16 protein-coding genes and 1 riboswitch are annotated in these 17,740 nt (G+C 73.8%); of the genes, 9 read left to right on the top strand and 7 right to left on the bottom strand.

What is annotated here, in order from left to right; translation table 11 throughout:
* Positions 1-16: 16 nt before the first annotated feature.
* From ACN261_RS18655 to ACN261_RS18670, 4 genes are read left to right on the top strand one after another with little or no spacing between them, the layout of a single operon-like run.
* Entirely contained in the window at positions 17-268 is a 252-nt protein-coding gene (locus tag ACN261_RS18655; protein WP_169733084.1) for an acyl carrier protein, read from the top strand.
* The gene (locus tag ACN261_RS18660) at positions 265-1,509 is read left to right on the top strand and encodes an AMP-binding protein (RefSeq protein ID WP_425851275.1); all 1,245 of its coding nucleotides are present in this window, start codon (positions 265-267) and stop codon (positions 1,507-1,509) included. The genes ACN261_RS18655 and ACN261_RS18660 overlap by 4 nt, the downstream gene beginning before the upstream one ends.
* On the top strand, positions 1,502-2,248 hold the full coding sequence (locus ACN261_RS18665) for an SDR family NAD(P)-dependent oxidoreductase (protein ID WP_421486626.1): 747 nt from the start codon (positions 1,502-1,504) through the stop codon (positions 2,246-2,248). The genes ACN261_RS18660 and ACN261_RS18665 overlap by 8 nt, the downstream gene beginning before the upstream one ends.
* Positions 2,232-2,711 (top strand): hypothetical protein, encoded by a 480-nt coding sequence (locus ACN261_RS18670; RefSeq protein ID WP_425851277.1) that lies wholly within the window; start codon positions 2,232-2,234, stop codon positions 2,709-2,711. The genes ACN261_RS18665 and ACN261_RS18670 overlap by 17 nt, the downstream gene beginning before the upstream one ends.
* 45 nt (positions 2,712-2,756) lie before the next feature.
* Here the strand turns inward: ACN261_RS18670 and pseI are convergent, their stop codons facing one another.
* From pseI to ACN261_RS18685, 3 genes are all read right to left on the bottom strand, one after another.
* A complete protein-coding gene (gene pseI, locus ACN261_RS18675; protein WP_425851279.1) occupies positions 2,757-3,806 on the bottom strand; it encodes a pseudaminic acid synthase in 1,050 nt (349 codons plus the stop codon).
* A 69-nt stretch (positions 3,807-3,875) separates the two neighbouring features.
* Complete coding sequence (locus tag ACN261_RS18680) at positions 3,876-4,994, bottom strand: glycosyltransferase family 2 protein (RefSeq protein WP_421486629.1); 1,119 nt, start codon at positions 4,992-4,994, stop codon at positions 3,876-3,878.
* A gap of 89 nt (positions 4,995-5,083) precedes the next feature.
* The gene (locus ACN261_RS18685; protein ID WP_425851281.1) at positions 5,084-6,409 is read right to left on the bottom strand and encodes a polysaccharide pyruvyl transferase family protein; all 1,326 of its coding nucleotides are present in this window, start codon (positions 6,407-6,409) and stop codon (positions 5,084-5,086) included.
* 180 nt (positions 6,410-6,589) lie between these two features.
* On the opposite strand from ACN261_RS18685, the gene ACN261_RS18690 reads away from it, so the two are divergent.
* The 4 genes from ACN261_RS18690 (at position 6,590) to ACN261_RS18705 (ending at position 11,483) form a co-directional block, all read left to right on the top strand.
* Positions 6,590-7,918: an acyltransferase family protein gene (locus ACN261_RS18690; RefSeq protein WP_425851283.1), complete on the top strand. Its 1,329-nt coding sequence runs from the start codon at positions 6,590-6,592 to the stop codon at positions 7,916-7,918.
* A 296-nt stretch (positions 7,919-8,214) separates the two neighbouring features.
* On the top strand, positions 8,215-8,610 hold the full coding sequence (locus ACN261_RS18695; RefSeq protein ID WP_425851285.1) for a hypothetical protein: 396 nt from the start codon (positions 8,215-8,217) through the stop codon (positions 8,608-8,610).
* A gap of 131 nt (positions 8,611-8,741) precedes the next feature.
* Entirely contained in the window at positions 8,742-9,503 is a 762-nt protein-coding gene (locus tag ACN261_RS18700) for a hypothetical protein (protein ID WP_425851287.1), read from the top strand.
* A 715-nt stretch (positions 9,504-10,218) separates the two neighbouring features.
* Positions 10,219-10,363: riboswitch (cyclic di-AMP (ydaO/yuaA leader) on the top strand.
* A gap of 271 nt (positions 10,364-10,634) precedes the next feature.
* A complete protein-coding gene (locus ACN261_RS18705) occupies positions 10,635-11,483 on the top strand; it encodes a C39 family peptidase (protein ID WP_425853624.1) in 849 nt (282 codons plus the stop codon).
* 133 nt (positions 11,484-11,616) lie between these two features.
* On the opposite strand, the gene ACN261_RS18710 is transcribed toward ACN261_RS18705, so the two are convergent.
* The 4 genes from ACN261_RS18710 to ACN261_RS18725 form a co-directional block, all read right to left on the bottom strand.
* The gene (locus ACN261_RS18710; RefSeq protein WP_425851289.1) at positions 11,617-13,308 is read right to left on the bottom strand and encodes a CDP-glycerol glycerophosphotransferase family protein; all 1,692 of its coding nucleotides are present in this window, start codon (positions 13,306-13,308) and stop codon (positions 11,617-11,619) included.
* 23 nt (positions 13,309-13,331) lie between these two features.
* Entirely contained in the window at positions 13,332-14,840 is a 1,509-nt protein-coding gene (locus ACN261_RS18715) for a D-ribitol-5-phosphate cytidylyltransferase (protein WP_425851290.1), read from the bottom strand.
* Positions 14,841-15,010: 170 nt separating this feature from the next.
* Positions 15,011-15,829, bottom strand: coding sequence for an ABC transporter ATP-binding protein (locus tag ACN261_RS18720; RefSeq protein ID WP_088645414.1), 819 nt, complete (start codon positions 15,827-15,829; stop codon positions 15,011-15,013).
* Positions 15,822-16,715, bottom strand: a complete 894-nt coding sequence (locus ACN261_RS18725) for an ABC transporter permease (RefSeq protein WP_421486635.1) — start codon at positions 16,713-16,715, stop codon at positions 15,822-15,824. The genes ACN261_RS18720 and ACN261_RS18725 overlap by 8 nt, the downstream gene beginning before the upstream one ends.
* Positions 16,716-16,893: 178 nt before the next feature.
* On the opposite strand from ACN261_RS18725, the gene ACN261_RS18730 reads away from it, so the two are divergent.
* Positions 16,894-17,532, top strand: a complete 639-nt coding sequence (locus ACN261_RS18730; RefSeq protein ID WP_421486636.1) for a TetR/AcrR family transcriptional regulator — start codon at positions 16,894-16,896, stop codon at positions 17,530-17,532.
* Positions 17,533-17,740 lie beyond the last annotated feature (208 nt).

Below are 17,740 nucleotides of genomic sequence, written 5' to 3' on the forward strand. Positions count from 1 at the left end.
CTGTACACTCCGGCGCATGAACGAATTGAGTCGCGCGCAGATTCGCGACCTCATGGCGCAGGTGGTGCGCAACCAGGGCCGGGTGCTGCCCGACGACGACTCCACCGACCTGCGGGAGATCGGCTTCCGGTCGCTGGACTTCTCGGAACTGGCCCTGCGGGTCGAGGACGCCACCGGCGAGGAGCTGAACTTCGACGCCCCCGGCCTGCGCCGGATCGCCACCGTCGGCGACGTCCTCGACTTCCTCGCCGAACTCCAGCGGCAGTGACCGTCGCGACCTCGCCGGCCGGGCTGGACAACCGGGTCGTCGTCGCAGGGGTGGCCCGGAGGTGGCGGGACCTGCCCGCCCCGGCGCTGCCGTCGCCCGGGGTGGTCCTCGCCGCCGGGGCCGCCGACGCGCTCGCCGTCGCCCGGCGGCACGCCGTCGACGGCACCGAACTGCTGCTCGCCGCCCCCACCCGGGTCGACGCGACGATGCGCGACGAGCTGCGCACCGCCGGGTTCGCCGTCACCGTGCTCACCGCCGGGGTGCCGCAGACCGTGCCGCCGGCCGTCTCGCGGGCACCCGAGGCGGGTCGGCTCTGGCTGCTCACCTCCGGGTCGACCGGGCGGCCCAAGCGGGTCGGGCACAGCCTCGACTCGTTGACCACCGTGCGGTCGGCGCAGCCGGAACGGACCTGGCTCTGCCCGTACGCCCCCGGCAGCTACGCCTGGTGGCAGGTGGTCACCCTGTCGCTGACCCAGCCCGGCCAGCACCTGGTGGTGGTCGACCCCGACGAGTTGGACGACTGGCCGGCGGTCGCCGCCGCGCACGCCGTCGACGCCGTCTCCGGCACCCCCACCTTCTGGCGGCGTACCCTGCACCGCGACCCGCAGGCGCTGGCCCGGGTGCCGCTGCGCCAGCTCACCCTCGGCGGCGAACCGGTCGACCAGGCCGTCCTGGACCGCCTGCGGGAGCTCTTCCCGACCGCCCGGATCTCCTGGATCTACGCCTCCTCCGAGGTCGGCGCGTCGATCGTGGTGCACGACGGGCGGGCCGGGTTCCCGGTCGGCTGGCTCGACCGGGTCACCCCGGGCCGTCCCACCCTCTCCCTGCGCGACGACGAACTGGTGATCACCTCCCCGCACCACGGGGTCGGCCTCGACGGGCCGGTCCGCACCGGTGACCGGGCCCAGGTGGTCGACGACCGGGTGGTGATCACCGGCCGGCTGGACTCCGACGAGATCAACGTCGGCGGCAGCAAGGTCTCCGCCGGGATGGTCCGCACCGTGCTCACCGCCCACCCCGGGGTCGCCTGGGCCCGGGTCACCGGCCGCCGCGCGCCGGTGCTCGGCCGGATGGTGGTCGCCGAGGTCGTCCCCACCACCGCGCCGGGCGACGCCGGGCAGCCGGACGAGGGCGCGCTGGTGCGCTGGTGCGCCGACCGGCTCCCCGAGTACGCGGTGCCCCGCCGCATCCGCCTGCTGACCGAGATCCCCGTCAAGGAGACCCTGAAGAGCGATGTCTGACTCGCCGCCCGTTCCCGCCAGCACCGTGGTCCTCGTCTCCGGCGGGTCCCGGGGGCTGGGCCTGGCCATCGTCACCGACCTGCTCGACGCCGGCCTCACCGTGGCCGCGTTCGCCCGTACCGTCACCCCCGAGCTGGAGAAGCTGGCCGACGCGTACCCCGACCGGGTGCACGTCGGGGCGGTGGACGTCACCGACCTCGCGGCGGCCCAGCGGTTCCTCCGCGAGGTCGAGGCACGGTTCGGCCCGGTCGACGGCCTGGTCAACAACGCCGCCGTCGGGCAGGACTCGATGCACACGCACACCGCCACCGCCGACATCGCCCGGATCGTCGAGACCAACCTGACCGCGCCGTTGCAGCTCACCCGCCTGGTGGCCCGGCGGATGCTCGGGCAGGGGCGGCGCGGACGCATCGTCAACGTCACCTCGATCTGCGCCCAGCGCGGCTTCCCCGGTCTGGTCGCGTACTCGGCCACCAAGGGCGGCATGGACGCGGCCACCCGCTCGCTGGCCCGCGAACTGGGCGGGCGGATGCTGGTCAACGCCGTCGCACCGGGCTTCTTCGCCTCGGAGATGTCCGCCGTGCTGGGCAGCACCCAGCTCGACCAGATCGTCCGTCGCACCCCCACCGGCCACCTGACCGAACCGGCCGAGGTGGTCCCGGTGGTGCGGATGTTGTTGTGCGCGCACACCAACATCAACGGCCAGGTGATCGTGGTCGACGGTGCCGCCTCGATCTGACCTCGGGGCCGGGTCGGGGGGCCTGCGGGTGGCCGGGCCGCCGCTGGCCCACCCGCCCCGGCCGGCCGGGGACACCGGACTGCGGCCGGTGCCCGCGCTGCTCGGTGCCGCCGAACGGCACCTGCGCGTCGGCACCCCCGACGAGCTGCGGTACGCGGTGACCCGCAGCCACCTCGACGACGGGCGCTGCGTCGGCTGGTACGGGCCGGCCGCCCCCGGCTGGCGGGTGGCGATCGACGCCGAACGGGCCACCGCCGAGGTCCCGCCCGCGTTGGCCGCGCGCTTCGGCCCGGCCGACTTCTGGGCCCGCTGGACCCGGGCGGAGAGCCTGTGCAAGCTGGCCGAGGTGCCGGTGGCCGCCTGGTGGCGGCGGCACGGGCTGGCCGTACCCCCGCACACCCGCGCGGTCTGGCGCACCCTGCGCCTGGCCGACCTGGTGGTCACGATCGCCTTCGCCCCCTGAACGCGCCCCGCCCCGCGCGGTGGCGCGGGGCGGAGGCGGGCGGGGTCAGACGAGGTCCCAGCTCAGCGGGGTGCCCCGGGGGACGTCGGTGGTGAAGGTGCGGCCGAGGACCCGGTCGATCTCCACCGGGGGCAGGCCGCCGGCCGGGCGGATCGAGCGGACGTTCGCGGCGGTCACCTCGTCGCCGGCCCGGACGTCGGCCACCACGAACAGGGAACGGCGGAACCGCAACCCCTCCCGCTCGGCCGGGGTCGGCCCGACGGCGGTGCCGCCGAGCGCCGCGTGCGCCCGCGCCGACTCCACCACCAGGGCGGCCAGCTCGTCGGGGTGCAGCGAGAAGTCGGAGTCCACCCCGCCGTCGCCCCGGTCGAGGGTGACGTGCTTCTCGATGAAGCAGGCGCCCAGCGCCACCGAGGCCACCGGCACCCCGATGCCGGGGGTGTGGTCGGACAGGCCGACCGGCACCCCGAACGCGTCGGCCAGCACCGGAATCCGGCGCAGGTTGCTGTCGGCCGGCGGGGCCGGGTAGGCGGCGGTGCAGGCCAACAGCACGATGCCGCCGGCCCCGCCGTCGCGGGCGGTGCGCACCGCGGCGTCGATCTCGGCGAGCGTGGCCATGCCGGTGGAGATGACCAGCGGCTTGCCGGTGCCCGCGACCAGCCGGATCAGCGGCAGGTCGACCAGCTCCGACGAGGCGATCTTGTACGCCGGGACGTCCAGCCCCTCCAACAGCTCCACCGCCGACGGGTCGAACGGGGACGAGAACACGGTCAGCCCCCGCTCCCGGGCCCGCTCGAAGATCGGCCCGTGCCACTCGTACGGGGTGTGGGCCCGCTCGTAGAGCCGGTAGAGGTTCTGCCCGCCCCACAGCTCGTGCCCGCCGGAGATCCGGAACGCCTGGGTGTCCACGTCGATGGTGATGGTGTCCGGCCGGTACGTCTGCAACTTCAGCGCGTGCGCCCCGCTGGCCGCCACCGCGTCCACGATCGCCAGCGCCCGGCCCAGGTCGCCGTTGTGGTTGCCGGACATCTCCGCCACCACGAACGGCTGCTCCCCGGCCCCCACCAGGTGCGGCCCGATCTTCACTGTCGTCATCCCCAGACCCCTGTTCCCTGTGCTCGTTGCTCGTACCCCGGCCGCCGCCCCCGACGGCGGGCCGGCCGGTCACCGGCTGCCGCGACCCGCCAGCGCGTCGCGGTCGGCGGTGCAGTCGGGGGCCGGCCCGACGGCCGGCGGCACCGGTTGCGGCGTGGCGGCCGGGCGGCGCAGCCACCCCGCCAGCCGGTGCGCCTGGCGCAGCACCGCGTACGGGAGGTAGGCGTCCCGGCCGACCAGCCGGTGCTTGAGCCCGGTCACCCCGCCCGGCCGGGGGTAGCCGCCCGGCGGCAGGTGCCGGCGGTAGTGCGCGGCGACCCGGCGGAAGAACTCCCGGCGCAGGTGCGGGTGCAACCGACCGTCGTTGCCGACCACCACCAGCATGTGGTTGACCATCAGGGTGAACAGCTCACCGCGCAGCCGCTCGTCCGGATACCGTCGGGCGACCCAGTCGAACAGCCTGTCGTACTGGTCGAAGGCGTCGAAGTGGCGACCGCTGCGGGTGGAGGTGATCGCACCCTGCCGGCCCTGCCGGTACAGGTAGCAGACCCGGTCCAGCACGGAGATCCGCTCCGCGCCGATCAGCAGCGGGTTGCTGAACGGGATGTCCTCGTACCAGCCGGGGTGGAAACGCAGCTCCAAGGCGTGCAGGTAGGCCCGGCGGACCACCTTGTTCCACGCGGTGTGCTGCACCCGCAGCAGCCCGGGACGGTCGGCGAGGCGGACCACCCCGGGGACACCGCGCAGCAGGTGACTGCTCGCGTCCACCTCACGACGGCCGTCGTCGCGTACCCGCAGGTGGTCGAGCATCAGCACGTCGGGGCGGTGCGCCCGGAGCCGGTCCAGCACCGCCGGGACCGTGCCCGGGGGCAGCCAGTCGTCGCTGTCGACGAACCAGACGTACGCGCCGGTCGCCACGTCCAGGCCGGCGTTGCGGGCCGGACCCAACCCGACGTTGCGGGTCAGGTGCACCACGCGGACGCCCGGATGCTCGGCCGCGTACGCACGCAGCAGCTCCCCGCACCGGTCCGGCGAGGCGTCGTCCACCGCCACGATCTCGACCGCGCCCGCCGCGTCGGCCGGCACGTCCGTGCGCACCGAGTCGAGGCACTGGTGCAGGTACGCCTCCACCCCGTGGACGGGGACGACGACGCTGAGCAGCGGGGTGGGCGCGGGCTGGTTGACCACCCCGCCACCCTGGTGCACGGGTATGGACGGCCACGGAACGTGACGTATCCGGTGGAGATGGAGCTGCTGAACAGCGGCCGAGCGGTGGGTTAACGACCCATGATCCGCCGCACCGGTGCGGGGACCGCGCGTCGCACCCGGGCCCGCAGCCGCTGCTCACGCAGTTCCCGCACCTCGTCGCCGAGCGCCGCGTTGCGGTCGCGCAGCCACTGGATGCGGGCCAGCAGTTCCTCGGGTGAACTGGCCGAGGCGGGCCGGACCGCCGGCGGGAACACCGTCTCGCGGACCTGCGCGTCGAAGCGGGCCGCGCCGTCGCCGTCGTCGAACGCGTTGCCCAGGTCGTGCCGGGCGAGGAAGGCGCGCATCACCTCGTAGCGGGCCCGGTGCCCGGTGTTCAGGCCGGTGTAGTCGGCCTCGGCGTAGAGCTGGGCGGCGTCGACGTCGGCCGGCACGTCAGGCATCAGCCGGTGCGGGATGTCGAAGTAACGGGCCAGTTCCAGGGTGCGCGAGTCGTGCGCGAACAGGTAGCCGGGCGTGCCGGCGACCAGCGCGGTGATGGTGCCGTGGATGCGGGTGCCGAAGGCGAAGTCGAAACCGGCGAGGTAGTCCATCCAGGTCCACGGGTCGAGGAACATCCGCACCTTGTCCTGCGTGAACAGCGGGTGCGAGGTGTGGACCGGGATGGCGCTGGTCTTGCCCCGGTCCTGCGGCGCGTCGCCGTAGAGCAGGGTGCCCAGCGTCTTGAGATCCTGCGGGAGGTAGCGCAGGTTCGGGTAGCGGGCCTGGTGCGAGGCGATGATCTTCGCCATCGACTTGACGTACGGGGAGACGGTCAGCGCCACCCGGGCGTCGGTACTCAGGGCCGGTGCGGACTTCTCCACCCGGAGCTGGTCGCCGTGCAGGAACATCGACGGGCAGCCGATCACGTCGACGGCGGAGAAGCCCAGCGTGTTCAGGTACTGCGCGGTGATCTCCCCGCGTACGCCGATGCTCGGCCCCCGCTCCAGCGCCGCCCGGACGAACCGGCTGACCACGTCGTCGATCGGACGCAGGTACTCCCGGTCGCCGTGCACGTCGGTCTGTACGCCCACCCCGAACACCACCACCGGGATCCGCAGCCGCTCGACCAGCTTCGTCATCAGCTCGATGCGGTGGGCGTAGCTGCGCCGGAACGCGTTGGCCAGCGGGATGACGTACACGTCGTACTGCTCGTTGATCCGGTCGGCGTCGCGCAGGTCGACCTTGAACTCGGTCGACGTGATCCGCGCGGTGGAGGTGCGTAGCAGCTTGTGGGCGGCGTGACTGAAGACGAGGTTGCCGTTGTTCTCCCCGATCCAGTTCCCCTCGTACGCCTCCTCCGGGCCGCGTACGTCGAACGGGTCCTTCTTCGCCCGCATCAGGATCCGCTGGTGCACCACTTCGCTCCGTTCCTCGTTGCCGGGAGCCTCCGACGGGCCGCCGACCTGACCCACGGGTGCGCCGACACCGACAGGTCCCGCGATGTTAGGGCAGTGGAGGGATTTCGTACACCTTCCGCACATCCGCACCACCCCGTTCCGTCGCCGGGGACGGGGCCTGCCGGTAGGGTGCCCCGGGTGACCAGCGTGCCCACCCCCGCGTCCCCGGCGCTGAACCGGCTCCCGTCGCTGACCGGGCTGCGGTGGATCGCCGCCATGCTGGTCTTCGGCTACCACGTCGGCACCATGCGGATCGTCGCCCAGCCCGACGCCAAGGCGGTGGTCGACTGGCTGTTCACCCTGGGCCTGTCCGGGGTGCAGTTCTTCTTCATCCTCAGTGGCTTCGTGCTGGTCTGGTCGGCCCGCGACGGCGACCGGCGGCGGGACTTCTGGCGTCGCCGGCTCGCCAAGATCTATCCCAACCACGTGCTGACCTGGGCGGCGGCGCTACTGGTGATGTGGTGGTTCGCCGACCCGGTGGTGCCGCGTGCCGCCCTGGAGAACCTCTTCCTCGTCCAGGCGTGGGACCCGACCCCCGGCTACTTCTACAGCATCAACAACGTGAGCTGGTCGCTGTCCTGCGAGCTGTTCTTCTACCTCTGCCTGCCGCTGGCGCTGCCGGCGATCCGGCGGGCCCGCTCCGGCGCGCTCTGGGCCGTGGTGGTGGCGGTGCCGCTGGTGATCCTGGCACTCTGGCCCGGCCAGCAACTGCTGCCCGAGGGCACCAACTGGTGGTTCACCCAGGTCTTCCCGCTGGTCCGCTCCACCGAGTTCTGGCTGGGTGTCGCCGCTGCCGAGCTGCTGCGCCGTGGTCACTGGCGGGGCCCGGGGCTGCCCCTGGCCAGCCTGCTGTTCGTGGCCGTCTGGGTGGCGGCGCACTGGGTCCCGGCCGAGATGTGGGCGGCGCTGCTGTCGGTGGCGTACATCCTGGTCATCCCGGCGGCGGCCCGCGCGGACGTGCAGGGCCGCTGGTCACCGTGGCGGCACCGCAGCCTGATCTGGCTCGGTGAGGTGTCGTTCGCCTTCTACCTGGTGCACGTGCTGGTGATGATGACCGTCCTGCGGCTCACCGGGCACTGGGGCGTCGGGCTGTCCGGCTGGTCGGGGCCGCTGGCCGTGCTCGGCTTCCTGGTGGCGAACCTGGCGCTGGCCGCCGCGCTGCACCGCTTCGTCGAGACGCCGATGATGCGCCGCCTCGCCCCCCGCCGCCGCAAGCCGGCCGCCACCTCCGCTCCCGTCACCTCCGCCGCCGATGACGGCGTTGCCGCCTCTGACACCCCGGCTGCTCCCGGCGTTGCCGCCTCTGACACCCCGGCTGCTCCTGGCGTTGCCGCCTCCGACACCCCGGCTGCTCCCGGCGCTGCCTCCGCTCGCGGCGACGGCGTCGTGCCGGGGCCGAGGGGGGCCGGTGACGGGCCGCGCGACGGCCGTCCCGTCGAGTACGCCGGGCCGCGCGACCCGCGCTGACCCGCCCACCCGGCCCGGTTCCCTCCGTTCCCGCCGCCGGCGAGGACGCGCCGCAGTCGGGACACCGCCCTGTTCCGGCACCGGGATGGCGGGATCGGACCACATCCTCCCGGTGCCCCCTGCTCCGGCCGGGCGTCGGCGTGGACGTGTTCCGTCGGCCGCGATGCGTCGCCCCATCATGGACACCAACCGGCTGTGCGGGCCCAGGCCCCGGGTGACCTGCTCCTCCGCCTGCTCGGCGCGGCGACACGCCCGGCGGTGCTGCGGGTCGGTGACCCCTTCGGTAGCGTGGTCACGTGTTCCCGGTCGCGCCCACCAGTCCCCTGTGGTGGGTCGCGCGCGGGATGTCCCGGCTGCTCGCCGGCCTCGCCGTCGCACTCGCGTTCGCCGCCGCCGGCCCCGCCCCGGTCGGCCCCGCACTGTTCGACCCGGTCCCGGGCGCCCTGTCGGCCGACGCGGCGCACTCCTTCCCCGCCGCCGTCGCCTTCGACACCCCGTTCGGCCGGGGCGACGGCGTCCGCTCCGACGGCCGGGCGACCGAGCGGGCCGACGTGCTGGCGACCGAGCGGGTCGACGCCGGCGTGACCGCCGCACCGGCCGGTCCGGCACGGGAGCTTCCGGCCGCCACCCTGGTGACACCTGGCGGTCGGGTGCCCGCCACCGCCGGGCCCCGGGCACCCCCGGCAGGCTGAACCCGCCCCAGCGGGGGCCGCCCGCCACCACCACGACCTCGTCCCCGTACCACCCCGGGCGGACGTTGCCCGCAACGGTCCCGCCCCGGTACGGCCCCGACCCGCCACATCCGCCCGCGAGGTGTCGACCCGTGAACACCGTGCTGTCCCAGTTCCTGATCGGGGTGCCGACCGCCACCGCGATCTGGTCCCTGCTGCTCGTCCTCGCGCTGACCGGCCTCGCCGTCCTGGTCGCCCGCCCCGAGCGGGACCAGGCGACCGAGGTGACCCCCGTCGCGCCGCCGCCGGACGCCCCGCCCCCGGTCGCCGACCTGCGGCGTTACGCCGAGGAGGTGGCCGTCGCCGCCGCCGGGGCCGCCCAGACCGCCCGCCGGCACCGGACCGCCTGGCTGGCCGCCCAGGACACCCTGGAACGGGCCTGGCAGGCGTACGACGAGGCCGAGACGGCCGCCCGCCGGTTCCTCGGCGCGGGGGCGCTGCCCAGCCCGCGTACCCCCCGGACACCCGCCGAGTACGCGGGCCGGGAGCGGTGGCTGCACCAGGAGGCGGTGGCGGCGCACTGGCGGGGCGAGTTGTCGGTGGAGCGGCTGCGGGACGTCTTCGCGCACCGCGACGGCTGGGACCCGCGCCGGCACCCCGTCGAGCACGAGGTGATGCTGGCCCGGGCGGTCCGGGAGGACCGGCGTGCGGCGTACCGGGCGGCGGCCTGGCGGGAGAGCGTCGCGTGGCGGGACGCCGAGCTGGCCGCCGAGGCCGCCCGTTCCCTGGCCGCCGAGGCGTACGCGGCGACGCAGCGGGTGCGGCCGGGCCGGGTCCCGCGGCCCCGTACCGCGACGTCGGCGGCGACCCGCCTCACGCAAGCCACCCGCTGGCACCCGGCCCGGGTCGGCTGACCGCCCCGGGACCACCGCTCCCGGACCGGACGAGGTCCGGTCCGGCCTGGCCTGGCCCGGTCCGGCCTGGCCTGGCCCGGTCCGGCCTGGCCTGGCCCGGTCCGGCCTGGCCTGGCCTGGCCCGGTCCGGCCTGGCCTGGCCTGGCCCGGTCCGGCCTGGCCTGGCCTGGCCCGGTCCGGCCTGGCCTGGCCCGGTCCGGCCTGGCCTGGCCCGGTCCGGTCCGGTCCGGCCCGGGGTGATCGACACAACGACGCGCAGATGGCGGTGTCCGTGCCGCGTTGACCCCACGACCTCGGCCCCGTTGCGGATGCCGTGCCCCCGCCCCTGCGGTCCCGTTGCGGGCGGTGGTCCTGCCCGGGGCCGCGCGGACCGGGGGACCGGGGGACCGGGGAGACCGGGGGACCGGGGGTCCCGGGGACCGAATTGTTATCCAGGCCGGTGTGGGTGCGGTCACGTCCCGGCGGAACCGGACACCCCGTCACACCCGGTCACATCGACTCCGATGATCATCGGAGGTTGCGGGTCGGCTGTCCGGTCACGGCCCTGTCGAGCCCCGACGGCCATTCGTCCCCGGCCCGCACCCCCGCTGCCCGACTGCCCCGCAAATCGGCCGACCCGGCGATGTTTACGCAGGTCACGGGGCTTGGCGGGAGGGAAGGGCGGCCAGTAGTGTCGCTGCGGTCCGGTGCGGTTTCCGATCGCAGGAGGCGACGCCGCGCCGACCCGCTCAATCGTGCACGGCACGAACCGGGGACCCACACGCACCACCTGGGGTGAATCTCCGGGCCACGGCCCGGGGTAGGGCGATCTTCCCGCCCGAATCCGTCAGCTAACCCGGTCGGCGGCAGCGGAAGGAGTTTCATCCTCGTGCAGCATGACCCCACCCCTCGGTGGTTCCTCCACCTCGGTGCCGGGGTGCCGCCGGACCGTCGCGCCTGACGCGCTGACCCGGCCGTCCACCCCGCCGCCCGACCCCGGTCGGGCGACCCGCCGATCCGTCCGGCTCCCGTCGGGCGGTCCCTGCCGAACGAGCGTCCGAACACCCGATCCGCGCGTGGCGTACCCGCCGCGTGCCGGTCCGGCGTGCCCGGCCGCCTCGCCCCGTGGAGGAACACCCCGTGAAGCACCACATGAAGCGTCAGCTCCGCCGGCTGGGCGCCCAGCGCCCGTACCGGATGGTCGTCGGCTCGGCGGCGGTCCTCGTCCTGGCCGCCGGCGGCACCGCCCTGGCCGCCGGGGTCGACGACGCCCCGACCGACCAGCACGCCACCGCCGTTGCCGAGACCGCCCCCCGCCTCGACGACGTCGCCAGCCGCGCCCAGGCCCGGGTCGCCGTCCCCGCCCCGGCCGGCCCGTCGGCCACCCCCTCGACCAGCCCGTCGGCGAGCCCCACCCCGTCGCCGCGGGTCACCCGGGCCAAGGCCCGCGCCACCGCCGACCCGGACCTGACCCGCAGGGCGACCCCGAAGCCCCCGTCGTCGAAGGTCCTGCGCTACGACTACCAGGCCCAGATCACCTACTACTACTGCGGCCCGGCGGCGGTACGCAACGCGCTCAGCGCCGCCGGCATCGAGCGCGGCCAGGACGCCCTCGCCGCCCAGTTGGGCACCACCGAGATGGGCACCAACTCGGCCGAGGACACCACCCGGGTACTCAACGCCGTGGTCAAGGGGGACCCGTACCGGACCCGGATGTTCGCCGGGACCCCGAGTGACGCGCAGATCGAGCGGCTGCGGGCCGACGTGGTCGCGGCGGTCACCGACCGGCGGGCCGTGGTCGCGAACGTGGCCGGGGACGCCACCGACCTCGACGGCGGCTGGCACTCCTTCCCCGGCGGCCACTACGTCGCCGCCGTGGGCTACCGGGACAACGGCCGCACCGTGCGGATCGCCGACTCGGCCGACCCGTCGCTGCCGGCCTACTGGGTCAGCGTGACCACCCTGGCGAACTGGATCGCCACCCGGGGCTACTCCGCCTGACCGACCCACCCCACCCGCCCCGGCCGCCCCGACCACGGGTGGCCGGGGCGGTGCTCGTCATGGGGCCGATACAGCGATGTCAGCGGACTCGGATACCGCGACACCGCCCCGATAGGCGTCGGGCACCGCCGGCTCAGGCCCGGGGGGAGAGGACCGGGGCGGTCCGGGGCGTCGGCGGGGTCCAGCCCGGCTCCAACTCCCGGCGGGCGGCGTCGAGGAAACCGTCGGCGTACCCGTCGGCGGGGAAGTCGCCCAGGTAGCGGCGGCGGGTGTCCCACCGGGCCGCCGCCAGCGGGTCGGTGTCCAGCAGGCCGGTCAGCACCTCGTCGAGGTTGGCCATGTCCCGGCGCAGCACGTAACCGGAGCGGGCCAGCGGGAACCGGTCCAGGAACTCGTCGCCGTCGACGCCCAGGTCGGTCACCGCGTACGGCTTGCCCGAGTAGAGGTAGTCGGAGATGACCCCGGAGACGTCGGAGACCAGCGCGTCGGAGCGGTTGACGCAGTCGGTCAGGCTCAGCTCGCGGCTGGCCGCCGCACCCCACAGGTGCTGCCGGCCCGTACGGGTCCGGTCGGCGGCGAGCAGCTCGGTGAGCCGGGCCAGCTGCCGGGCCGAGGCCGGGTTCTGCCCGGTGTACGGGTGGGCCCGCAGGATCACCGTGGCCCCCCGGTCGAGCAGCCGGCGCAGCAGTGGCTCGGCCACCGGCAACGAGCAGTAGTTGGCGTCGGCGTGGTGGCCGGTCCAGGTGGGGGTGTAGAGCACGGTCGGGGCGGCCGACGGGCGGGCCTCCCCGCGTACCTCGATGGCTTCGACCTGGGGGCGGCCGACCACGACGAACTTCTCGGCGGGGATCTCCACGCCGGCCCGCGCGTACCGCTCGATCGCCGCCGGACCGGCCACGAAGATCTTGTCGAAGATGGCCGAGACCGGGTTGGCGCTGGGGGCCTTGTCGCTGTCGCCGTGGTGCAGTTGCACGTGGGTGAGCTGGGTGAACCGGATGCAGTGGCTGTTCTTCGCCCCGTGGTTGACGTAGAACGCCACCCGCAGGCTGGGCACCAGCGCCTCGTCCATCGCCTTGAGGGTGGGGCAGTAGACCACCGGGGCGCTCGTCGCGGCGGCGATCGTGGGCAGGAACTCCGGCTCCCGCAGCAGCACCAGGAACGGCCGGCCGAGCCGCTCCAGGTAGGGCAGCCACATGGTGACCTGGTACTCCGAGCCGGGCGGGGCGGAGAAGTAGAGCAGGAACTCCGGCTGGTGCGCGCGCAGCGCCCGGGTCACCGGGCCGCCCCCGCCGGACGGCCGGAACCGCCGCCGGGCCAGGTCCAGGCCGACCGCGCCGCAGCCGGCCGCGACCACCAGCACGACGGCCAACGCGACCACGGCGGGCAGCGCGAACGCGGCGGCCACCGCCACCACCGCGAGCAGCCCCAGCAGGATGCCGTCGAGGCGGGCGGCGACCAGCGGGGTCCACGCCCGCACCGGCAGGTTCGCCGCCCGGATCTCCAGGTTGCCGGCGTCGCGCAGCGGCCCCACCAGCAGCACCAGGCCCAGCAGCACCAGCGCGGTGAGCGCCAGCACCGGGTCGAACCCGTCGTCGAGCCGGCGGGCGTGGCCGACCAGGATGCCGGCGGCCAGCAGCACCGTCTCGGCGACGATGTCGGCGTCGGGGCGGACCCGGCGTTCGTAGCCGGCGGCGGCCAGCGCGGCCACCGCCAGGGCCAGGCCCCAGCCGGTCGCGCCGGTGAGCGCCACCACCAGGAAGGCGAGGACGGCCAGGCCGGTGGTCAGGCACCGTGCGATCAGTTTCCTGACCAGGTCACCACGCATGTCGTACGTCTCCGGGGGTCGGGTCAGCCGGCGTCGACGCCGCTGGGCAGCCGGTCCTGCTCGGCCGCGGTCGGCTGGGCGGGCACCGGGGCCGCCTCGCCGGGGGCCCGCCGGACGTCGATCACCTGGCCGGTGAGGTCGGAGATCAGCACGTCGAGCGAGGACTGGGCGACCGTCTCGGCGGCCAGCAGGGTGTGCTCCGGCTCCTCGCCGAACGCCTTGGTGCGCATCGGGGTGGCGGTGCGCTCCGGGTTGATGCAGTTGACCCGGACGCCGTACTCGGCCCACTCGTCGGACAGCGCCTGGGTCAGGTTGACCAGCGCCGCCTTCGTCGACGAGTAGAGCGCGTACTGGGCCCGGCCCCGGGTGTACGAGCTGGACGTGTAGAGCAGCAGCTGCCCCTTGGTCTGCTGCAGGTACGGCAGCGACTGCCGGGCGGCGATCACCGGCCCGACGAAGTTGACCTGGAGCACCCGGTCCATGGTCTCCTCGTCCATCTCGGCCAGCGCGCCCTTCTCCAGGATGCCGGCGGTGACCACCACGTGGTCGATCCGGCCGGTGGCCTCGAAGGCGGTCTTCAGCGCGGCCTCGACGTCGCCGGTCTGCTCGACGTGGGTGCCAGTGCTGGAGCGGCTGAACGGGAAGACCTGCGCGCCGTAGCCGCGGGCCAACTCGGCGAGGTCGTGCCCGATGCCGTAGCTGCCGCCGAAGATGACGATCGTGCGCCCGGCCAGCTCCTCGGTGTAGCTGCGGTGCGACAGCCGGGGGGCCTGGGCGGCGGCGAGCTGGAACAGCTTGTCGGCGAGGTGCACGTCGACCGGGTGGGTGACCTTGATGTTCTCGTCCGAGCCGTCGATCACCTTGATCGGGGTGCCGGGCAGGTAGCGCAGCACCACGCCGCAGTCGTCGGTGGCGGCGAAGTCCGGGTCGCCCTCGGCCCGCCGGTACGCCTCCCGGATGGTGCCCGAGCGGAACGCCTGCGGGGTCTGCCCCCGGCGCAGCCGGGACCGGACCGGGATGTCGGTGATGCACTCGTCCTCGTCGACCTGGATGATCGTGTCGGCCGACGGGATGGCCACGTCGACGGCCGAGTAGCTCCACAGCGCGTTCACGCACTCGCGGACGATCCGGGCGCTGACCAGCGGGCGGACCGCGTCGTGGAAGAGGATGTTGACGTCACCGTCGCCGACCGCGTCCAGCGCGATCCGGGTGGTGGCGTTGCGGGTCTCGCCGCCCTCGATCACCTTGCTGACCTTGCGGAAGCCGGCCTTGTCGACGATCTGCTGCGCCTCGGCGACGTGCCCGGTGGCCATCAGCACGATGATCTCGTCGATCTCCGGGGCGGCCTCGAAGACGGCCAGGGTGTGCTCGATGATCGGCTTGCCGGCGATCTTCAGCAACTGCTTCGGGATGCCCAGGCCCAGCCTGGTCCCGGTGCCTCCGGCCAGCACCACCGCCACCGTCCGGGAGGGCCGCCACGGCGCCGGGGTCTCCGGTGTGGCGTCCGGGCCAGTGGTGTGGTCCTGCGTCATTGCCGATCCTCACTCTCGGGGGATGTCTGCACGCGTCCCGGGGGTCACCCTGAACGGAAGATTGCGCCAGCGTGGCGACGGGATGAACCTTAACGCGCGGACCGCGCCGCCCCAACGGGACGACGCGGTCCGTCGGGCGTCGGATCGATGCGGCACGCGCGCCCGGAATACTACTTGCCGTTGGCGAATGCCTCGTACGCCCGGATCACCTCGTCGGTGGGCCCGTCCATCCGGATCAGCCCCGACTCCAACCAGATCGTCCGTTCGCAGGTGTCCCGCACCGAGGAGAGCTGGTGGCTGACCAGGAAGACCGTGCCGGCCCCCTCGCGCAGTTCCCGCACCCGCTGCTCGCTGCGCTTGCGGAAGCCCTTGTCGCCGGTGGCGAGCGCCTCGTCGATCAGCAGCACGTCGTGCTTCTTGGCGGCGGCGATGGAGAACCGCAGCCGGGCCGCCATGCCCGAGGAGTACGTCCGCATCGGCAGGCTGGCGAAGTCACCGCGCTGGTTGATCCCGGAGAACTCGATGATCTCCGGGGTCATCCGGGCCACGTCGTCGGGCTGCATGCCCATCGCCAGGCAGCCCAGCGTGACGTTGCGCTCACCCGAGAGGTCGTTGAGCAGGGCGGCGTTCACCCCGAGCAGGGAGGGCTGGCCCTGGGTGTAGACCGCGCCCCGGTTGACCGGGAGCAGCCCGGCGATGGTGCGCAGCAGGGTCGACTTGCCGGAGCCGTTGCTGCCGATCAGGCCGATCGCCTCACCCCGGTAGGCGGTGAACGACACCCCCTTGACCGCGTGCACCTCCTGGATGTTGGGCGCGGAGGAGCGCTTGACCAGCCGGCGTAGCGCGGCCACCGGTGTGGTCCCGCCCCCGGCGCCCTTGTGCACCCGGTAGATCACGTGCGCGTCGTCGACCACCACGGTGGGGATCCGCTCGACGATCCGGGGCAGTGTCACGGTGACGTCGTTGGACGTCTCGTACCGGTCATCCACGGCCGTACTCCTGTTCGCCGCGCCAGAAGTAGACGTACCCGGCGATGCCGCCCAGCACCGCCCAGCCGACCGCCACCAGCCAGAGTTGGGTCACCGACTCGTTGAGCAGCGGCGCCTGCTCCAGCAGGGCGTACCGGGCCAGCTCGATGTAGACCAGGATCGGGTTGAACTGGATGATCGTCGCGGCCCACTCGGGCAGCCGGTCGAACAGCTTGACGCTGTAGAGCACGCCGGAGCCGTACATCCAGGTGCGCAGGATGAACGGCATGACCTGCTTGAGGTCGCTGGCCTTGGAGCCCATCCGGGCGACCACCATCACGATCCCGGCGTTGAACAGCGCCTGCAGCAGCAGCGCCGGGGGCAGCATCAGCCAGGCCAGGGTGATCGGCTCGCCGGTCACCAGGACGATGCCGAGCAGCACGATCATCGAGGCCAGCAGCTGCTGGAACTGGGTGAGCGTGGCGGCCAGCGGCAGGCAGGCCCGGGGGAAGTGCAGCGCCCGGATCAGCCCCAGGTTGCCGCTGATCGACTGGGTGCCGGCCAGCACCGCGCTCTGGGTGAAGTTGAAGATGAACAACCCGGTGGTCAGGTACGCGATGAAGTTCGGGATGGTGTTCTGCCCGAGCACCACGCCGAAGATCAGGTAGTAGACGGCGGCGTTGGTCAGCGGGGTGAGCACCTGCCAGATCTGGCCCAGCTTGGCGTTGCTGTACGAAGCGACCAGTTTGGCGTTGGCGTACGCGGCGGTGAAGTGCCGGTAGGCCCACAGTCTGCGGCTGTACTCGGTCAGGGAGGGGCGCTCGCCGGCGACCCGTAGTCCGTGCCGAGCGGCCAGCTGCGCCTGGGTCAGGCCCGTTTCGGGGTCGACCAGCGCGGTGGTGGCCATGGGAAGGGCGCTCCGATCTTTCGTACCAACGGGATGCGCGCGACGATGGGGATCCGTGGGTCGGCGCGGTGCCGGGGCAGCCTCGTCGCTGCGTGGACGGTAGTCCAAAACACGTCGGGACGCAACCGTACCGTCGTTGCGCTACATTGGCCCCCGTGACAGGTGCGAAGAGTCCCCGATGACCAGCGACAAGAGGCGTACGCCGGCCGGTGCCGCAGTGCTGCGGGGCGACATCACCAGAGCCATCCGCCGTGCCCTGATGCAGGAACTCGCCGCGGTCGGATACGGGCGGCTCTCCATCGAGGCGGTGGCCCGCCGGGCCGGGGTGAGCAAGACCGCGATCTACCGGCGGTGGAACTCGAAGCTCGACCTGGTGATCGAGACCGTGGTGGCCGCCGCCGGCAACAAACTGCCGGCGCTGGACACCGGCAGCCTACGCGGCGACCTGACGCTGCTGTTCCAGGTGATCGCCCACGCGCTCAGCCACCCGCTGGCCTCGCAGATCATCCCCGACCTGCTCGCCGAGGCGGCCCGCAACCCGACCATCGACGCCACCCTCCAGCAGCTCCTGCGGGCCAAGCAGCAGGAGATCGGCGGCCGGTTGATCGGCCTGGCGGTGCAACGCGGCGAACTGCCCACCGACACCGACGCCGACGCGGCCGTCGACCTGATCGTCGGCCCGCTGTACTGGCGGCTGGCCATCGCGCGGACCCCGCTCACTCCGAGCTACCTGGATCTGCTGGTGGAGTCGGTGGCGGCCGGGTTGACCGCGAACGGCACGGTGCCCCGCCAGCGGGAGGCACCGGTGTCCGGTTGACCGGCCCCCATCCGGCCACCTCCGGGACACCGCCACGCCGCCCAACGGCCATCGACCGGCGGTGGTTGCGGTTACCCTGCTTTCCGGACCGGAGCCGGGCGACCGTCCGCCGCCCGCCGGCCGCACGACTCTCGCGTACCGTGCCCGCACGACGACAAGGACGACCCGTGCCGAACGCCGACCCCGTTGCCGTCGCGTCTCCGCCCGT

Source organism: Micromonospora sp. WMMD723 (assembly GCF_049863385.1).
GTDB classification, from domain to species: domain Bacteria; phylum Actinomycetota; class Actinomycetes; order Mycobacteriales; family Micromonosporaceae; genus Micromonospora; species Micromonospora wenchangensis.